Here is a 17,318-nt window from a genome sequence, read left to right as displayed (position 1 = left end):
GCCCTTCGGGGTACAGGGCTGACGCCCTCATCCGTTGACCGACGGGATCCGGGGCCGACGCTCCGACCCGAGACCGACATCGAACGAGAAAGCTGAGCTCAAGTGCGAGTAGCGCAATCCTGGCTGGCGGAGATCCTGCAGCGCGCCACACCCGAGTGGAACGTCACCCCGGAGGAACTCGACGCGGGCTTCGTCAGGGTCGGTCTCGAGGTCGAGGACATCGAGACTCTCGACCGCGTCGACAACCTCGTCGTCGGCCGTGTCGCGGAGATCACCGAACTCGAGGGCTTCAAGAAGCCGATCCGGTTCTGCCAGGTCGAGGTCGGTGAGGACGCCCCCCGCGGCATCGTGTGCGGCGCTCGTAACTTCGACGAAGGCGACCTCATCGTGGCGGCGCTACCCGGTGCAGTGCTGCCCGGCGGCTTCGCCATCGCGTCACGTAAGACGTACGGGCAGGTCTCCGACGGCATGATCTGCTCGGTCTCCGAACTCGGTATCGGCAAGGACCATTCCGGCATCCTCGTCCTCGAACCCGGTTCCGCTGAGCCCGGCGACGACGCGAACGATCTGCTCGGACTCGGCGACACCGTCATCGAACTCAACATCACCCCCGACCGCGGTTACTGCTTCTCGCTACGCGGCCTGACCCGTGAACTCGCGTGCGGTTTCGACCTCGAGTTCATCGACCCGGCACAGGTCCCGTCGCTGCCGTCCGAGGGTGGGGAGAGCTACCCGATCCGTCTCGAGCCGGAAGCCGGTGCCACCCGGTTCGCGGCGCGCAAGGTCACGGGCATCGATCCGGCGGCGGTCACTCCATGGTGGATGCAGCGTCGCCTGCACACCGCTGGAGTCCGTCCGATCTCGCCGGCCGTCGACGTGACCAACTTCGTGATGCTCGAACTGGGCCAGCCCCTGCACGCGTTCGACGCTGCCACCCTGCAGGGTGAGCTCGTCATCCGTCGCGCCGCAGCGGGGGAGAAGCTCACCACGCTCGACGGCGTGGAGCGCGCCCTCGATCCCGAGGACGTCGTCATCACCGACGACAGCGGTGTCATCTCTCTCGCCGGAATCATGGGCGGCGCCACCACCGAGGTCGGCGACGGCACCACCGACATCCTCCTCGAGGCCGCCACCTGGGATCCGCTCGCGGTATTCCGCGGGAACCGGCGGCACAAGCTCAGCAGCGAGGCCGGTAAGCGCTTCGAGCGCACCGTCGATCCCGAAGTTGCGCTCGCGGCGCTCGACCGTGCAGCGTCGCTGCTCGTGGAGATCGCCGGCGGTCGCGTCGAGCCGACCCTGACCGACCTTGCGGTGCACACCGAGACCGCCTCTATCCATATGGACATCGACCTGCCCGACCGCATCGCAGGCGTGAGCTATGCGAACGGCACGGCCGCGCGACGCCTGACGCAGATCGGATGTGCTGTCGAGGTCGGTGTCGGCGACGACGGGCACGGTCAACTCGTCGTCACGCCTCCGTCGTGGCGTCCGGATCTGCGTCAGCCCGCGGATCTCGTCGAAGAGGTCCTGCGTCTCGAGGGGCTCGAGCAGATCCCGTCGATCGTCCCGGCCGCACCCGCCGGACGCGGACTGACCCCGAGCCAGCGTCGCCGTCGCTCGGTGGGCCGTGCGCTCGCCTCCGACGGCTACGTCGAGGTTCTCGCCCCGGTGTTCCTTCCTGCCGGCGTGTTCGATACGTGGGCGCTCGACGCCGACGACCCGCGCCGCACCACCACCAAGGTCCTCAACCCGCTCGAGTCCGATCGGCCGGAGCTGGCCACGACACTGCTGCCGGGACTGCTCGAAGTACTCTCCCGCAACGTGTCGCGCGGCCATCGAGACATCGCGCTCTTCTCGATGGCGCAGGTCGTCCATCCCGGACCCGACACCACCGCGGTCGCGGCACTGTCTGTCGACCGACGTCCCACCGAGGACGAGATCGCTTTGCTCGAACGGTCGCTGCCTGCGCAACCCGTGCACATCGGCGGCGTCCTGTCGGGCCTGCGGGAACCCGCCGGTCCCTGGGGGACGGGTCGTGCAGCCGAAGCAGCGGACGCATTCGCCGCGGCCGACACCGTCGCACGAGCCGCGGGTGTGCAACTCGAGCGCCGCGCGGCACAGTACCTACCGTGGCACCCGGGACGTTGCGCCGAGCTGCTCGTCGACGGTGTCGTCGTCGGACATGCCGGTGAGCTCCACCCCGCCGTCCTCGAACGCGCCGGACTGCCCGCGCGGACCTGCGCCTTCGAGGTGAACCTCGATGCGTTGCCGATCGTGGAGGCATTGCCCGCACCGGTGGTGTCGCCATTCCCGGCGGTACTGCAGGATGTCGCGGTGGTGGTGTCCGACGAAATTCCTGCCGCACAGGTGGAAGCGGCCCTGCGCAGCGGTGGCGGCGAGTTGCTCGAGGATATCCGTCTGTTCGATGTGTTCACGGGTTCCCAGGTCGGCGACGGCCGCAAGTCGCTCGCGTTCGCGCTGCGGTTCCGTGCATACGATCGCACCCTCACCGAGGACGACGCGAGCGCTGCTCGAGACGCGGCCGTCGCCGCCGCATCCGCTGCGGTGGGTGCGGAACTGAGGCACTGACAGGCGGCAGCCGACCGGCGTGCGACGTAACCTGGACCAATGAGCACGAATGAAGCTTCCCCCGAACGCATACCGGATCCTGACAACCCCGAGGAACCCGTACCGGACGTGACACCGGCCGGACCGGATACGCCGTCGGTCCCCGACGTGCCGCCCGGCCCCTCGATACCCGACGTCCCTCCGGTCGAACCGGAGCCGTCGCCTGACCCCGATATCACACCGGCCGGGACGCGGGCACCCACCATCGAGGAGATCACCGGGTACACCGAGGGTGGGGTGCCCACCTTCGACTCGGTGCGGGACAAGATCGAGCGTCGATCAGGAGTGGCGATCGGCATGGAGGAACTGGCACACGAGAGCGCGGCCGGTAGAACACTCGACGAGCAGTACGAGGATCGCAAGAAGGCTGCTGTCGACAAACTCGACGAGATCCGGCGGTCGATGAAGAGCACCTGATGCCGGGAGCACCCGGTGATGAAATAATTTGCACGACGGTGCATAATCAATCGCATGGGTAATTCACCGGCATTCACAGCGACACCGCAGTCGCCACTCCGGGTCGCGGTCGCGGGCGCCAGCGGCTACGCGGGCGGCGAGGTCCTGCGTCTGCTCCTCACACACCCCGCCTACCTGGACGGCTCCCTCGTCATCGGCGCACTCACCGCAGGCGGCAACGCCGGCGCTGCCCTTCGCGAGTTCCATCCGCACCTGCACCCGCTCTCGGAGCGTGTGCTCGCACCGACGGACCTCGACTCCCTCTCCGGTCATGACGTCGTCTTCCTCGGCCTGCCGCACGGCCACTCCGCCGCGCTCGCCGAGAAACTCCCCGACACCACCGTCGTGATCGACTGCGGCGCAGACTTCCGGCTCGAGAACGCGGACGACTGGCAGCGCTGGTACGGCACCGATCACGCAGGCACGTGGCCCTACGGACTCCCGGAACTCGCCGGAAAGCGGGAGCAGCTCACCGGTGCCACCCGCATTGCAGTGCCCGGCTGCTATCCGACGTCCGCGACACTCGCGCTGGCCCCGGCCATCGCGGCAGGCATCGTCGAGCCGACGGTCCAGATCGTCGCGGTCTCCGGCACTTCCGGAGCAGGCAAGTCCCCGAGAGTCGACCTGCTCGGTTCCGAAGTGATGGGCTCGGCCCGCGCCTACGGCATCGCCGGCGCACACCGGCACACCCCGGAGATCAAACAGAACCTGTCCGCACTCGCCGGCGTACCCGTGACCGTCTCGTTCACACCCGTCCTGGCACCGATGCCGCGCGGCATCCTCGCGACGTGCACTGCACCTACCACCGCCTCGGCTGCGGACGTGCGCGCCGTCTACGAGAAGGCCTACGCCGACGAACCGTTCGTCCACCTGCTTCCAGAAGGCGTACTACCCGCCACCGGCGCAGTCGTCGGATCCAACGCGGTGCAGATCTCCGTCACCGTCGACACCGACGCCGGACTCCTGGTCGCGATCGCAGCGATCGACAACCTCACCAAGGGCACCGCCGGCGGCGCCGTGCAATCCATGAACCTTGCAGTCGGTCTGCCCGAGACGGCCGGCCTGCCCACTGTGGGAGTCGCACCGTGACCGAGAACACCGACAAGCACGCCGACCACGTCTACGGCGAGGCGGTCGACATTGCCGGGGGACGGCTCATTCGCACCCAGGGCGTCACCGGCCCAGCCGGATTCCGTGCTGCCGGCATCCCCGCCGGTATCAAGGCCTCCGGCAGGACCGATCTCGCGCTGGTGTTCAACGAAGGCCCCGACCTCACCGCCGCAGGCGTGTTCACCACCAACAAGGTCAAGGCCGCGCCCGTCCTGTGGTCGCAGCAGGTGCTGGCCTCGCACGCCCTGCGCGCCGTGGTCCTCAACTCCGGCGGCGCGAACGCGTGCACCGGTCCCGGCGGATTCCAGGACACCCACGCCACCGCCGAAGCCGTCGCCGAAGCGCTGAGCAACTGGGGCACCGACACCGGTGCCGGCGAGATCGCCGTGTGCTCGACCGGCCTCATCGGCGACCGGTTGCCCATGGACAAGGTGCTCTCCGGCGTCCAGGAGATCGTGCACGAACTCGCCGGCGGAATCTCCGGCGGAACCGACGCCGCCTACGCCATCATGACCACCGACACCGTGCCCAAACAGGCGGCACTGCACCACGCCGACAAGTGGAATGTCGGCGGCATGGCAAAGGGCGCCGGCATGCTCGCCCCTGCGCTCGCCACCATGCTGTGCGTCGTCACCACCGACGCCGTCGCAACCGCCGAACAACTCGACGAAGCACTGCGCGGCGCGACCCGCATGACGTTCGATCGACTCGATATCGACGGCGCCACCAGCACCAACGACACGGTTCTGCTCCTTGCATCCGGCGCCAGCGGCGTCGCCCCGTCCCAGGACGCACTCAACGCCGCCGTCCTCACCGTGTGCGACGACCTCGCGGACCAGATGATGGCCGACGCAGAGGGCGTCACCAAGCGCGTCACCGTCACGGTGCGTGGTGCCGCCTCCGAATCCCACGCGCTGATCGGTGCCCGCACGGTCGCCCGCGACAGCCTCGTCAAGACCGCACTGTTCGGCTCCGACCCCAACTGGGGCCGCGTCCTCGCTGCGATCGGCATCGCCCCCATCGAACTCGATCCCGACAAGATCTCGGTGACGTTCAACGGAAACCCCGTGTGCATCGACGGGGTCGGCGCACCTGGCGCCCGCGAGGTGGATCTGTCCGGCATCGACATCGCCCTCGACATCGACCTCGGTGTCGGCGACGCCGAAGTATCCATCCGTACCACCGACCTCTCGCACGCCTACGTCGAAGAGAACTCGGCGTACTCGTCCTGACCGGGCGGACCCCAGCCCACCCGGCGACACAGGAGACCCTATGACCGACGACCTCATCGCGAGCGTGACCTCGCACCAGAAGGCGTTCGTACTCGCAGAAGCCCTGCCGTGGCTGCAGAAGTTCCGCGACAAGATCGTCGTCGTCAAATACGGCGGCAACGCCATGACCGACGACATCCTCAAGGCCGCCTTCGCCGCCGACATGGCGTTCCTGCGCACCGTCGGCATCCACCCCGTGGTGGTGCACGGCGGTGGCCCCCAGATCAACGCGATGCTGAAGCGCCTCGGCATGGAAGGCGAGTTCCGCGGCGGCTTCCGCGTGACCACCCCCGACGTCATGGACGTCGTGCGCATGGTGCTGTTCGGGCAGGTCGGCCGCGAACTCGTCGGCCTGATCAACAGCCACGGACCCTACGCCGTGGGGATCTCCGGTGAGGACGCGCAACTGTTCACCGCGACCCGACGCACCGTCGTCGTCGAAGGAACCGACACCGACATCGGACTCGTCGGCGACGTCACCACCGTCGACCCCGCCGCCGTGCTCGACCTCATCGCGGCCGGCCGCATCCCCGTCGTGTCGACGATCGCGCCCGACGTGGACGGTGTCGTGCACAACATCAACGCCGACACCGCCGCGGCAGCCCTCGCCGAGGCACTCGGTGCGGAGAAGCTCGTCGTCCTCACCGACGTCGAAGGCCTCTATACCAACTGGCCCGACCGCACGTCGCTCACCTCGCAGATCGACACGGTCGCGCTCGAGGCTCTCCTGCCGTCACTCGACTCCGGCATGGTTCCCAAGATGGAGGCGTGCCTGCGCGCCGTGCAGGGCGGAGTTCCCACCGCGCACGTCATCGACGGACGCCGGCCACATTCCGTACTCCTCGAGCTGTTCACCGAAGAAGGCATCGGCACCATGGTGGTACCGGCCCCCGACCAGGAAGGCGCCGCATGACCGGCACGTCCGAGATCCAGCAGCGCTGGGCCGGCTCACTCATGAACAACTACGGGGTGCCCAAGATCGCGCTCGTCGCCGGTGACGGAGCCGTCCTCACCGACGCCGACGGCAAGCAGTACCTCGATCTGCTCGGCGGCATCGCCGTCAACAGCCTCGGCCACCGCCACCCCGCCGTCATCCAGGCAGTCACCGCCCAGCTCAACCAGCTCGGGCACGTGTCGAACCTGTACGCCTCCCAGCCGGTTCTCGACCTCGCCGATCAACTCCTCGGTCACCTGGGGCACCCCGGTCGCGCATTCTTCTGCAACTCCGGAACCGAAGCCAACGAGGCCGCGTTCAAGATCGCGCGGCTCACCGGCCGACCCAAGATCATCGCCGCCGAGAAGTCCTTCCACGGCCGCACCATGGGTGCACTCGCGCTCACCGGCCAACCGGACAAGCGTGCTCCCTTCGAACCGATGCCCGCCGGCGTCGAATTCGTCCCCTACGGCGATCTCGACGCACTCGCCGCCGCGATCGACGACACCACCGCCGCGGTGTTCCTCGAACCGATCATGGGTGAATCCGGTGTCGTCGTGCCCCCCGAGGGCTACCTCGCGGGTGCGCGGCGCCTCACCACTGAACACGGTGCGCTGCTCGTGCTCGACGAGGTCCAGACCGGCATCGCCCGCACCGGCACCTTCTTCGCGCACCAGGCGGCCGGCATCGTCCCCGACGTGATGACCCTTGCGAAGGGACTCGGTGGCGGCCTGCCGATCGGCGCGGTCCTCGCCACCGGGCCGGCTGCCGATCTGCTCACCCCCGGCAAACACGGCACCACTTTCGGAGGCAACCCGGTGTGTGCAGCGGCCGCGCTTGCCGTGCTGCGCACCATCGACGAGCAGAACCTGCTCGACCACGTCGATTCGGTGGGCAAGGCCCTCGCCGCCGGGATCGAGGAACTTGCTCACCCACTCGTCTCCCAGGTGCGCGGTTCGGGCCTGCTCCTCGGTGTCGTGCTCACCGAGACAAAGGCCGGTGCCGTCGAAACAGCCGCGCGCGACGCAGGATTCCTGGTCAACGCAGCCGCACCCGACGTGATCCGCCTCGCGCCGCCGCTCATCCTCACCGAGGAGCAGGCGAACGGTTTCGTCACCGCGCTTCCGGACATCCTCGACACCGCATCCCAGGAAGGACATCGGTGACCATGGTCAGGCATTTCCTCCGCGACGACGACCTCACCCCGGCGGAGCAGAACGAAGTCCTCGAGCTCGCCGCAGAGCTGAAGAAGAATCCGCTCTCGCGTCGCCCTCTCGAAGGCCCGTACAGCGTCGCCGTCCTGTTCGACAAGACATCCACACGGACCCGCTTCTCGTTCGACGCGGGAATCGCACAACTCGGCGGACACGCGATCGTCGTCGATGCGGGCGCCACCCAGATCGGTAAGGGCGAAACCCTCGACGACACTGCGCGCATGTTCTCTCGCTTCACGAAGGCGGTGGTCTGGCGCACGTACGGCCAGGACCGCATCGAGACGCTCGCGGCCCACTCCGACGTGCCGGTGGTCAATGCGCTCACCGACACCTTCCATCCCTGCCAGGTCCTCGCCGACCTGCAGACGATCCGCGAGAACAAGGGCAGCACCGCAGGCCTGACGATGACGTACTTCGGGGACGGCGCCAACAACATGGCGCACTCGCTGATGCTCGGCGGCGTCACCGCAGGCATGCATGTCACCGTCGCCACCCCGGAGGGGTTCGCGCCCGATCCGCAGGTAGTCGAGGCCACCCGCACCCGCGCCGAGCAGACCGGTGGAAGCGTCACGATCACAGGCGATCCCCGAGCCGCGGCGGAGGGCGCCGACGTCCTCGTCACCGACACCTGGGTATCCATGGGGCAGGAGAACGACGGCCTCGACCGCGAGGCGGTGTTCCGGCCGTTCCAGCTGAACGACGACCTCGTCGCACTGTCGAAGTCCGACTCGATCGTGCTGCACTGCCTGCCCGCGTACCGCGGTAAAGAGATCACCGCCGAGGTCATCGACGGCCCCCGCGCGGTCGTGTGGGACGAGGCAGAGAACCGCCTGCACGCGCAGAAGGCACTGCTCGTGTGGCTGCTCGAACAGAGCCGGAGCTGACGATGAGCACCGCGCCCGGCCGAGAAGAGGTTGCGGTGAACGCTCCGACTCGGGCGGCCCGGCAGGCGCGCATCATTACGCTGCTGGCCACCCGCGCGGTGCGTAGCCACACCGAACTCGCGACTCTGCTCGCCCACGACGGCATCGACGTCTCGACCGCCACGCTCTCCCGCGACCTCGAAGAACTCGGAGCCGTCAAGCTTCGTGCGGCCGACGGGGGAGCAGGCGTGTATGTCGTCCCGGAGGACGGCAGCCCGGTCCGCGGGGTCACCGGCGGCACCGACCGCCTGTCGAAACTCCTCGGCGAACTGCTCGTCTCGACCGACTCGAGCGGCAACATCGCGGTGCTCCGAACTCCACCGGGGGCAGCGCACTATCTGGCCAGTGCACTCGATCGTGCATCATTACCGGAAGTGGTCGGCACGATTGCGGGTGACGACACCATCGCGGTGATCGCCCGGGAACCGAACACCGGAGCCGACCTGGCTGCGAAAATCGAATCACTCGCCTGACCTACCACTGATCGACGTACGTCAAAATAAGAAGGAGCACAATCACCATGGCCGATCGCGTCGTACTCGCCTACTCGGGCGGGCTGGACACCTCCGTTGCCATCAGCTGGATCGGCAGGGAGACCGGCAAGGAGGTCGTCGCCGTCGCCATCGACCTCGGCCAGGGCGGCGAGGACATGGAGGTCGTGCGACAGCGCGCCCTCGACTGCGGTGCTGTCGAATCCGTGGTCGTCGACGCCAAGGACGAATTCGCGACCGAGTACTGCCTGCCGACCGTGCAGGCCAATGCCCTGTACATGGACCGCTACCCGCTGGTGTCCGCGATCAGCCGTCCGCTGATCGTCAAGCACATCGTGCAGGCTGCGCGTGAGCACGGCGGCACCATCGTCTCCCACGGCTGCACCGGCAAGGGCAACGACCAGGTCCGTTTCGAGGTGGGCTTCGGCGCCCTCGCCCCCGACCTCCAGGTCATCGCGCCCGTCCGCGACTACGCCTGGACCCGCGAGAAGGCCATCGCGTTCGCCGGTGAGCACGGTCTGCCGATCAACGTGTCCAAGAAGTCGCCGTTCTCCATCGATCAGAACGTGTGGGGTCGCGCCGTCGAGACCGGCTTCCTCGAGGACCTGTGGAACGCTCCGACGAAGGACGTCTACGACTACACCGAGGATCCGACCCTCAACTGGCAGGCCCCGGACGAGCTCATCGTCAGCTTCGAGGCAGGCCGCCCGGTCGCCATCGACGGCAAGCACGTGACCGTGCTCGAAGCCATCCAGGAGCTCAACAAGCGTGCCGGCGCACAGGGCGTGGGCCGCCTCGACATGGTCGAGGACCGTCTCGTCGGCATCAAGAGCCGCGAGATCTACGAGGCTCCCGGTGCGATCGCGCTGATCACGGCTCACCAGGAACTCGAGCACGTCACCCTCGAACGGGAACTCGGGCGTTACAAGCGTCGCGTCGAAGAGCGCTGGAGCGAGCTGGTCTACGACGGCCTGTGGTTCTCCCCGCTCAAGTACGCGCTCGACGCATTCATCGAGAAGACCCAGGAGCGTGTCACCGGCGATATCCGCATGGTCATGCACGGCGGCCACATCTCGGTCAACGGCCGTCGCAGCCCCGAGTCGCTGTACGACTTCAATCTCGCGACCTACGACGAGGGCGACAGCTTCGACCAGTCGAATGCCAAGGGCTTCGTGCAGATCCACGGCCTGTCCTCGAAGGTCGCCGCCAAGCGCGATCTGGGCCTGTAACAATGACCCAGGCTCACGGCACCAACGAAGGTGCCCTGTGGGGCGGCCGGTTCGAATCGGGACCGGCCGCCGCCATGGCGGCTCTGAGCAAGTCCACGCATTTCGACTGGGTGCTCGCCCCGTACGACGTGCGCGCGTCGCAAGCCCACGCGAAGATCCTGCACCGGGCGGGGTTGCTCACCGAGGCCGATCTCGCGACGATGCTCGACGGTCTCGAACGGCTCGCCACGGATGTCACATCCGGAGCGTTCACCCCCGCTGAATCCGACGAGGACGTCCACGGTGCGCTCGAACGAGGGCTCATCGAGCGGGTCGGTCCCGAGATCGGCGGACGGTTGCGTGCGGGTCGGTCGCGCAACGACCAGGTCGCCACGTTGTTTCGCATGTGGCTCCGCGACGCTGCCCGGCGCATCGGTGACGGGGTGCTCGACGTCGTCGAGGCCATAGCCGGTCAGGCAGCGGCGCATCCGGACGCCATCATGCCCGGGAAGACGCACCTGCAAGCGGCCCAGCCCGTGCTTCTCGCACACCACCTGCTCGCGCACGCGCATCCACTGCTGCGCGATGTCGATCGTCTGCGTGATTTCGACAAGCGTGCTGCCGTGTCGCCGTACGGGTCGGGTGCGCTTGCAGGTTCGTCCCTCGGACTCGACCCGGACGCGATCGCGACGGATCTCGGATTCGACTCCGCTGCGAGCAATTCGATCGACGCGACCAGCTCGCGCGACTTCGCGGCCGAGGCCGCGTTCGTGCTGGCGCAGATCGGGGTGGATCTGTCGCGGATGGCGGAGGAGGTGATCCTCTGGAGCACGCCCGAATTCGGTTACGTCACACTCGCCGATGCGTGGTCCACCGGATCGTCGATCATGCCGCAGAAGAAGAACCCCGACGTCTCGGAACTGACCCGCGGCAAAGCCGGGCGTCTGATCGGCAACCTCACCGGGCTGCTGGCCACGCTCAAGGCACAGCCGCTCGCATACAACCGGGATCTCCAGGAAGACAAGGAACCGGTCTTCGATTCGGTAGCACAGCTCGAGCTGTTGCTGCCCGCGATCACCGGGCTCATCGCGACGCTGACGTTCCACACCGACCGGATGGCGGAACTCGCACCGGCCGGATTCACTCTCGCGACCGACATCGCCGAGTGGATGGTCCGTCAGGGCGTGCCGTTCCGCGTCGCGCACGAAGCGGCCGGGGCATGCGTGCGTGTCGCAGAAGGGCGCGGTGTCGGGCTCGCCGAGCTCACCGACGACGAGCTCGCCGCGGTCGACCCTGCACTCACCCCCCAGGTTCGTGAGGTACTCACGGTCGAAGGATCGGTAGCGTCCCGCAACGCGCGCGGCGGTACGGCCGGTGTCCGTGTCGCCGAGCAGCTCGACGAGGTGCGTGCAGAGGCACAGGGCCTGCGTTCGTGGGTGCGCGCCTGACCGAATGGATCTCGGACACGCCTCCGCTGTTGAAGGACGCTCTGCACAACGCGGCACCGACCGGCGCCTGGCGTGTGGCAGGCTGAGAGCTGTCAACCGGGGTGCCGGACGCCAGGTGGAGGGGGCGGTACGTGGAACTGAGTGGTGACGCGGTGATCGGGTCCCTACGGCGCATCATCGCCACGGCGCAGAACGGTCTCGAGGTTGCACGATTCGGCGGTCTGGAATCGGGGGCGGCGCCGTCCCCGTTCCAGGTCGTTGTGCGCACACCCATGTACCGGTTACGTCGGTACTTCCCTGAATCCGACACTGCCACCTCAGGAATTCCGATCGTGTTGGTGCCGCCGATGATGATGTCGGCCGACGTATACGACGTCACCCCCGACACAGGAGCTGTCGGGTTGCTGCATTCATCGGGGCTCGACCCGTGGGTCGTCGATTTCGGGTCTCCGGACGAGGAGGAGGGCGGATGGGGGCGCACGCTGACCGATCACATCGTGGCCCTCGACGAGATCATCGATCGGGTCCACGAGTACACGGGCCGCGACATCCACCTGTCGGGGTACTCGCAGGGCGGAATGTTCTGCTATCAGGTGGCCGCATATCGGCGGAGCCGCCACATCGCGAGCCTCGTGACATACGGCAGCCCCGTCGACACCCTCGCAGCACTTCCGTTCGGTATCCCTGATGCGCTCGCGGTCAGATCAGCGGACTTCCTGGCCGACCACGTGTTCAACCGGCTCGCGATCTCGAGTTGGATGGCGCGCGCCGGTTTCCAATTCCTCGATCCCGTCAAGACCGTGCGATCACGCATCGACTTCCTTCTGCAGTTGCACGATCGAGAAGCGCTGCTGCCACGCGAGCCGCAGCGCAGGTTTCTCGATACCGAAGGCTGGGTTGCGTGGTCGGGGCCCGCGGTCGCCGAACTGCTACGCCAGTTCATCGCGCACAACCGGATGATGAGCGGTGGCTTCGTGATCAACGACCGCGCTGTGAGTCTCGCGGAGATCACCTGTCCGATCCTCGCGTTCGTCGGTGAGGTCGACGATATCGGCCAGCCACTTGCGGTCCGCGGTATCCGCAAGGCTGCACCGCGTGCCGAGGTATACGAGTATTCGCTGCGTGCGGGCCATTTCGGCCTGGTCGTGGGATCCGTTGCAGCACAACAGACATGGCCTGCCGTAAGTGAATGGGTGCAGTGGCGTGACGGGAACGGTGACCGGCCGGTCGGTGTGGTCCCGATGGAAGCGCCGGATCCGCACGGTGAAGACGAGACCGGTGTGACGTTCGGCAACCGCATCACCCACACCGCCACGACGATCGCCGAGGTCGGTACCGAATTCGTCGCAGGGGTTGCCGACATCGCCGTCGGCGCAGTGCGGGGTGCCCGCGAACTGTCGAGCGAGGCGGTGCGTGCTCTGCCTCGGCTCGTTAGATTGGACCAACTTCAATCCCACACTCGTATCTCCGTCGGGGCCTTGCTCGCCGAGCAGGGCAACAAGGCGGCGCAGCGCGAGTGCTTCATCTACGACGACCGGGTGTACACGTTCGAGGTCGTCAACGCCCGAATCGACACTGTCGTCCTCGGCCTCGTCAGTTGCGGGATCCGTCCGGCCACGCACGTCGGCGTGTTGATGGGTACCCGGCCCAGCGCGATGGCAGCCGTTGCCGCGGTGTCGCGGCTCGGGGGCGTATCGGTGATGCTGTCCGAGGGACCCGACCTCGCCGAGGCGATCAGGCTCGGTTCCGTCGAGACGATCATCACCGACCCGGAGAACCTCGACCGCGCCGCCGCGACCGGTTTTCACGTGCTGGTCCTCGGCGGCGGCAATCTCCGCGAGCTGGATGTTCCACCGGGCGCCGAGGTCGTCGACCTCGAACGTCTCGACGTGTCGACCGTCGAGTTGCCGGGCTGGTATGTCCCGAATCCCGGGCTCGCCCGCGAACTGGCATTCGTGCTGTTCACAGGTAGCGGCGACACGCTCGAGATGAAGCGGATCACGAATCACAGGTGGGCGCTGTCGGCGTTCGGCACCGCGACCGCGGCCTCACTCGATCGCGGCGACACCATGTATTGTCTTGCACCTCTGCATCATTCATCGGGGCTCCTGGTGGGGCTCGGGGGAGCACTTGCGGGTGGCGCGCGGATCGCATTGTCTCGCGAATTGGGCCCGGCACGGTTCCGCGAGGAGATCCACCGCTACGGGGTGACGGTGGTGACCTACACCTGGTCGATGCTGCATACCGTTCTCGACAACTCGTCCTGGCACTCCGACGACATCCACCCCATCCGACTGTTCCTCGGATCCGGTATGACGCCCGGTCTGTGGCGGCGCACGATGGAGCGATTCGCACCGGCCCGTGTTCTCGAGTTCTACGCCTCGACCGAGGGCGATATCGTGCTGGCGAACGTGTCCGGAGCGAAGATCGGCTCGAAGGGGCGACCGTTGCCCGGCAGCGCCGAAGTCCGCCTCGCTGCCTACGAACCGGTATCCGGACGACTCGTCGAAGACGACCGCGGATTCGTGCGTGAATGCGATCCCGACGAAGTCGGGCTGCTGCTCGGTCGACGGAGTCACTCGGCGGAGGGCTTCCCCGGAGTGATGCGCGGCGTCTTCGAACCCCGTGACACCTGGGTACCCACCGAGAATCTGTTCCGCCGCGATGCCGACGGGGATTTCTGGCTCCTCGACAACAAGCGCTCGGTCATCGTGACCCCGCACGGTCCCGTCTATGCGCAACCGATCGTCGACGTCCTCGGCAGTCTTCCACGCGTCGACCTTGCCGTGTCGTACGGCGTCACCGTCCGCCATCAGGACATCGCGGTGGCGGCGATCACCCTCCGTGAGAATCGGGCGCCGACCGCCTCCGAGATCACCGTGGCGCTCGACGCTCTGCCGGTCGGCGAGCGTCCGGATGTGGTTCACGTGGTCGCCGAGATACCACTCGGACCGTCGTACCGCCCGATCACCGATGTCCTGCGTGCGCGAGGGTTGCCGACGCCCAGCGTCCGGTCCTGGTACGCAGACCCGACGACGGGCACCTACCGCCGGTTCACCAAGGCGGTAGCGACGAAGTGGTCCTCGGGCACAAATCGGACAGGTCCGGTCGCGCGGTAACCTGAGCCCGTTCACAATCAGCTCGTCGAGAGGACATCCGTGGCCGTCGATCCCACACTGTTGAGCATCCTGGCCTGCCCGCAGGACAAGGGACCACTTCTACTCGTCGACGACACAGTGCTCTACAACCCGAGACTCCGACGTGCGTATCCCCTGGAAAACGGGATCCCGGTTCTGCTCGTCGACGACGCGCGTGATGTCGCGGACGCCGAGCACCAGGATTTCGTCGCACGTGGTGTCGCCGGGTGGGTCGCGGACTGACCTCGGGCCGCCTGTCGGCACTCGATCCGGTTTCTGCAGCGCGCGCACTGCTGGCGGCTCACATCCGAGTCGGTGACGTGACTCTGCGCGTCACCGAGGTCGAGGCGTACGGCGGTCCCGAAGGTGGTCCCTGGCCGGACCCTGCGGCGCATTCCTACCGAGGACCGACGGGCCGCAACCGTGTCATGTTCGGACCGGCCGGTCACCTGTACGTCTATCGCAGCTACGGGATTCACCACTGCGCGAACATCTCGGTCGGCCCCGACGGAACGGCCGCCGCTGTGTTGCTACGCGGTGCCGAAGTGATCACGGGTGAAAACGGGGTGCGCACGCGGCGGACACCGCACACCCCCTTGGAGAATCTCGCACGCGGCCCCGGAAACTTCGCGCAGGCCCTCGGTTTGACCCTCGACGACAACGGTCTCGACGTCTTCGCTCCGGATGCGCGGGTATCGGTCATGCTCGCCGACACGAAAACACAGGTGGAGGCCGGTCCGAGAGTGGGGATCAGTGTCGCGGCCGACCGGCCGTGGCGGTTGTGGATCCCCGGTGGAATCGGTGTCTCCGCATATCGAAGAAGCCCACGCGCTCCGATGCCCTGAACGGTAATGGGATGATCGAAGTGTGACTGAGCAAATTCTGGACGAACTGACCTGGCGCGGGCTCATTGCCCAATCGACCGATCTCGACGCACTTCGACGGGACCTCGATGCGGGTCCGATCACGCTCTATGCCGGATTCGATCCCACCGGACCGAGCCTGCACGCCGGTCACCTCGTACCGCTGCTCGCACTCAAGCGTTTCCAGCGCGCAGGCCATCGGCCGATCGTGCTCGCCGGCGGTGCAACCGGCATGATCGGCGATCCGCGCGACGTGGGGGAGCGGACCATGCAGTCCGCCGACACCGTTGCCGACTGGTCGGATCGCATCCGCGGGCAGCTCGAACGATTCGTGGACTTCGGAGACCCGGACACTGGCGCTGTGGTGGTGAACAACCTCGACTGGACCGGCCGGCTCAGTGTGGTCGACTTCCTACGCGACATCGGCAAGCACTTCTCTGTCAACGTCATGCTTGCGCGCGACACCGTCAAGCGTCGCCTCGAAGGCGACGGTATCTCGTACACCGAGTTCAGCTACATGCTGCTGCAGGCCAACGACTACGTGGAACTTCGTCGCAAGTACGGCTGCGCGCTCCAGGTCGGTGGCTCCGATCAGTGGGGCAACATCATTGCCGGCGTCGAACTGAATCGGCGCACCGATAGCGCCTCGGTTCATGCCCTGACCGTCCCCCTGGTGACCTCGTCGGACGGCACGAAGTTCGGGAAGTCCACCGGCGGTGGAAGCCTGTGGCTCGATCCGGAGATGACGAGTCCCTACGCGTGGTACCAGTACTTCGTCAACGCAGCAGACGCCGACGTCATGACGTACCTGCGGTGGTTCACCTTCCTGTCGCGTGAGGAATTGGTGGAGCTCGAGACGGCGACCACCGAACGCCCGCACGCACGTGAGGCACAGAAGCGTCTCGCGGCGGAGATGACGACACTCGTCCACGGTGAAGCGAATACCCGTGCGGTCGAACACGCGAGCCTTGCATTGTTCGGGCGCGGCGAGCTCGCGGAGCTCGACGAGGGAACACTTGCTGCGGCGCTGACCGAGGCGTCGGTGTCGGAGGTGCGGGCCGGCGAACCGAACACCATCGTCGACCTGCTCGTTGCAACCGGGCTGTGCGAGAGCAAGGGCGCGGCACGCCGGACGGTCAAGGAAGGTGGTGCGTCGGTCAACAATGTCCGAGTCTCGACCGACGACTGGACGCCGTCGGAGGGTGAACTGCTCCATGGCCAGTGGATGGTCGTGCGTCGCGGTAAACGGAACTTCGCCGGAGTGCGTGTCGTACGGGACTGAAATGAGTCGACGCTGCTGCTAGCAGGGCTCTGATCAGGCGATTTGACGTCCTGTTAGCGGTGGCGTAACTTTGTCGTTGTTCGAGCGACATGAACACCAACCCGGACCGAAAGGTCCGGGTGTATGGTAGTGTTCAGCTCCGCAAGAGCAATCACAGCGAAATATTCGAAGGGCGTTCGTTTGCGCCCCACGGATAAGCTGTGATAGGTTGGAACGGTTGCCCCGGAGCGGGTCGGATGTGAAAATCCGGTCGGTGATGGTGTGTGCGTGTTCTTTGAGAACTCAACAGTGTGCCGATGAATGTCAGTGCCAATATTATTTGGTGCGGCCACCCGCTTTTGTGGGTGGTTGTT

Annotated in this window: 14 protein-coding genes; all 14 read left to right on the top strand. The window is 66.8% G+C overall.

Annotated features, from left to right (window positions below):
• Window positions 1–102 precede the first annotated feature (102 nt).
• The 14 genes from pheT (at window position 103) to tyrS (ending at window position 16,965) form a co-directional block, all read left to right on the top strand.
• Entirely contained in the window at window positions 103–2,589 is a 2,487-nt protein-coding gene (gene pheT, locus ACFWCF_RS21920) for a phenylalanine--tRNA ligase subunit beta (protein ID WP_378565947.1), read from the top strand.
• Window positions 2,590–2,628: 39 nt separating this feature from the next.
• Entirely contained in the window at window positions 2,629–3,045 is a 417-nt protein-coding gene (locus ACFWCF_RS21915; RefSeq protein ID WP_378565944.1) for a PspA/IM30 family protein, read from the top strand.
• 54 nt (window positions 3,046–3,099) lie between these two features.
• Window positions 3,100–4,173: an N-acetyl-gamma-glutamyl-phosphate reductase gene (gene argC / locus ACFWCF_RS21910; protein ID WP_378565941.1), complete on the top strand. Its 1,074-nt coding sequence runs from the start codon at window positions 3,100–3,102 to the stop codon at window positions 4,171–4,173.
• Window positions 4,170–5,426, top strand: a complete 1,257-nt coding sequence (argJ, locus tag ACFWCF_RS21905; protein WP_378565938.1) for a bifunctional glutamate N-acetyltransferase/amino-acid acetyltransferase ArgJ — start codon at window positions 4,170–4,172, stop codon at window positions 5,424–5,426. Before argC ends, argJ begins: the two co-directional genes overlap by 4 nt.
• 40 nt (window positions 5,427–5,466) lie before the next feature.
• Window positions 5,467–6,378 (top strand): acetylglutamate kinase, encoded by a 912-nt coding sequence (argB, locus tag ACFWCF_RS21900; protein WP_378565935.1) that lies wholly within the window; start codon window positions 5,467–5,469, stop codon window positions 6,376–6,378.
• Window positions 6,375–7,565, top strand: a complete 1,191-nt coding sequence (locus ACFWCF_RS21895) for an acetylornithine transaminase (RefSeq protein ID WP_378565932.1) — start codon at window positions 6,375–6,377, stop codon at window positions 7,563–7,565. Before argB ends, ACFWCF_RS21895 begins: the two co-directional genes overlap by 4 nt.
• A 2-nt stretch (window positions 7,566–7,567) precedes the next feature.
• Window positions 7,568–8,497: an ornithine carbamoyltransferase gene (gene argF / locus ACFWCF_RS21890; RefSeq protein WP_378566158.1), complete on the top strand. Its 930-nt coding sequence runs from the start codon at window positions 7,568–7,570 to the stop codon at window positions 8,495–8,497.
• A gap of 2 nt (window positions 8,498–8,499) precedes the next feature.
• The gene (locus ACFWCF_RS21885; RefSeq protein WP_378565929.1) at window positions 8,500–9,009 is read left to right on the top strand and encodes an arginine repressor; all 510 of its coding nucleotides are present in this window, start codon (window positions 8,500–8,502) and stop codon (window positions 9,007–9,009) included.
• A 47-nt stretch (window positions 9,010–9,056) separates the two neighbouring features.
• Window positions 9,057–10,256 (top strand): argininosuccinate synthase, encoded by a 1,200-nt coding sequence (locus ACFWCF_RS21880; protein ID WP_378565926.1) that lies wholly within the window; start codon window positions 9,057–9,059, stop codon window positions 10,254–10,256.
• 2 nt (window positions 10,257–10,258) lie between these two features.
• On the top strand, window positions 10,259–11,683 hold the full coding sequence (gene argH, locus ACFWCF_RS21875; protein ID WP_378565923.1) for an argininosuccinate lyase: 1,425 nt from the start codon (window positions 10,259–10,261) through the stop codon (window positions 11,681–11,683).
• A 131-nt stretch (window positions 11,684–11,814) separates the two neighbouring features.
• The gene (locus ACFWCF_RS21870; protein ID WP_378565920.1) at window positions 11,815–14,802 is read left to right on the top strand and encodes an alpha/beta fold hydrolase; all 2,988 of its coding nucleotides are present in this window, start codon (window positions 11,815–11,817) and stop codon (window positions 14,800–14,802) included.
• A gap of 39 nt (window positions 14,803–14,841) precedes the next feature.
• Window positions 14,842–15,063, top strand: coding sequence for a Trm112 family protein (locus tag ACFWCF_RS21865; protein WP_378490235.1), 222 nt, complete (start codon window positions 14,842–14,844; stop codon window positions 15,061–15,063).
• Window positions 15,060–15,665: a DNA-3-methyladenine glycosylase gene (locus ACFWCF_RS21860; RefSeq protein WP_378566155.1), complete on the top strand. Its 606-nt coding sequence runs from the start codon at window positions 15,060–15,062 to the stop codon at window positions 15,663–15,665. The genes ACFWCF_RS21865 and ACFWCF_RS21860 overlap by 4 nt, the downstream gene beginning before the upstream one ends.
• Window positions 15,666–15,687: 22 nt before the next feature.
• Window positions 15,688–16,965, top strand: coding sequence for a tyrosine--tRNA ligase (gene tyrS / locus ACFWCF_RS21855; protein WP_378565917.1), 1,278 nt, complete (start codon window positions 15,688–15,690; stop codon window positions 16,963–16,965).
• Window positions 16,966–17,318 lie beyond the last annotated feature (353 nt).

Source organism: Rhodococcus sp. NPDC060090, from assembly GCF_042729855.1.
Lineage (GTDB): Bacteria > Actinomycetota > Actinomycetes > Mycobacteriales > Mycobacteriaceae > Rhodococcus.
Note: the sequence above shows the minus strand (reverse complement) of the source record. Positions and strands in the feature narration are given on the sequence as shown.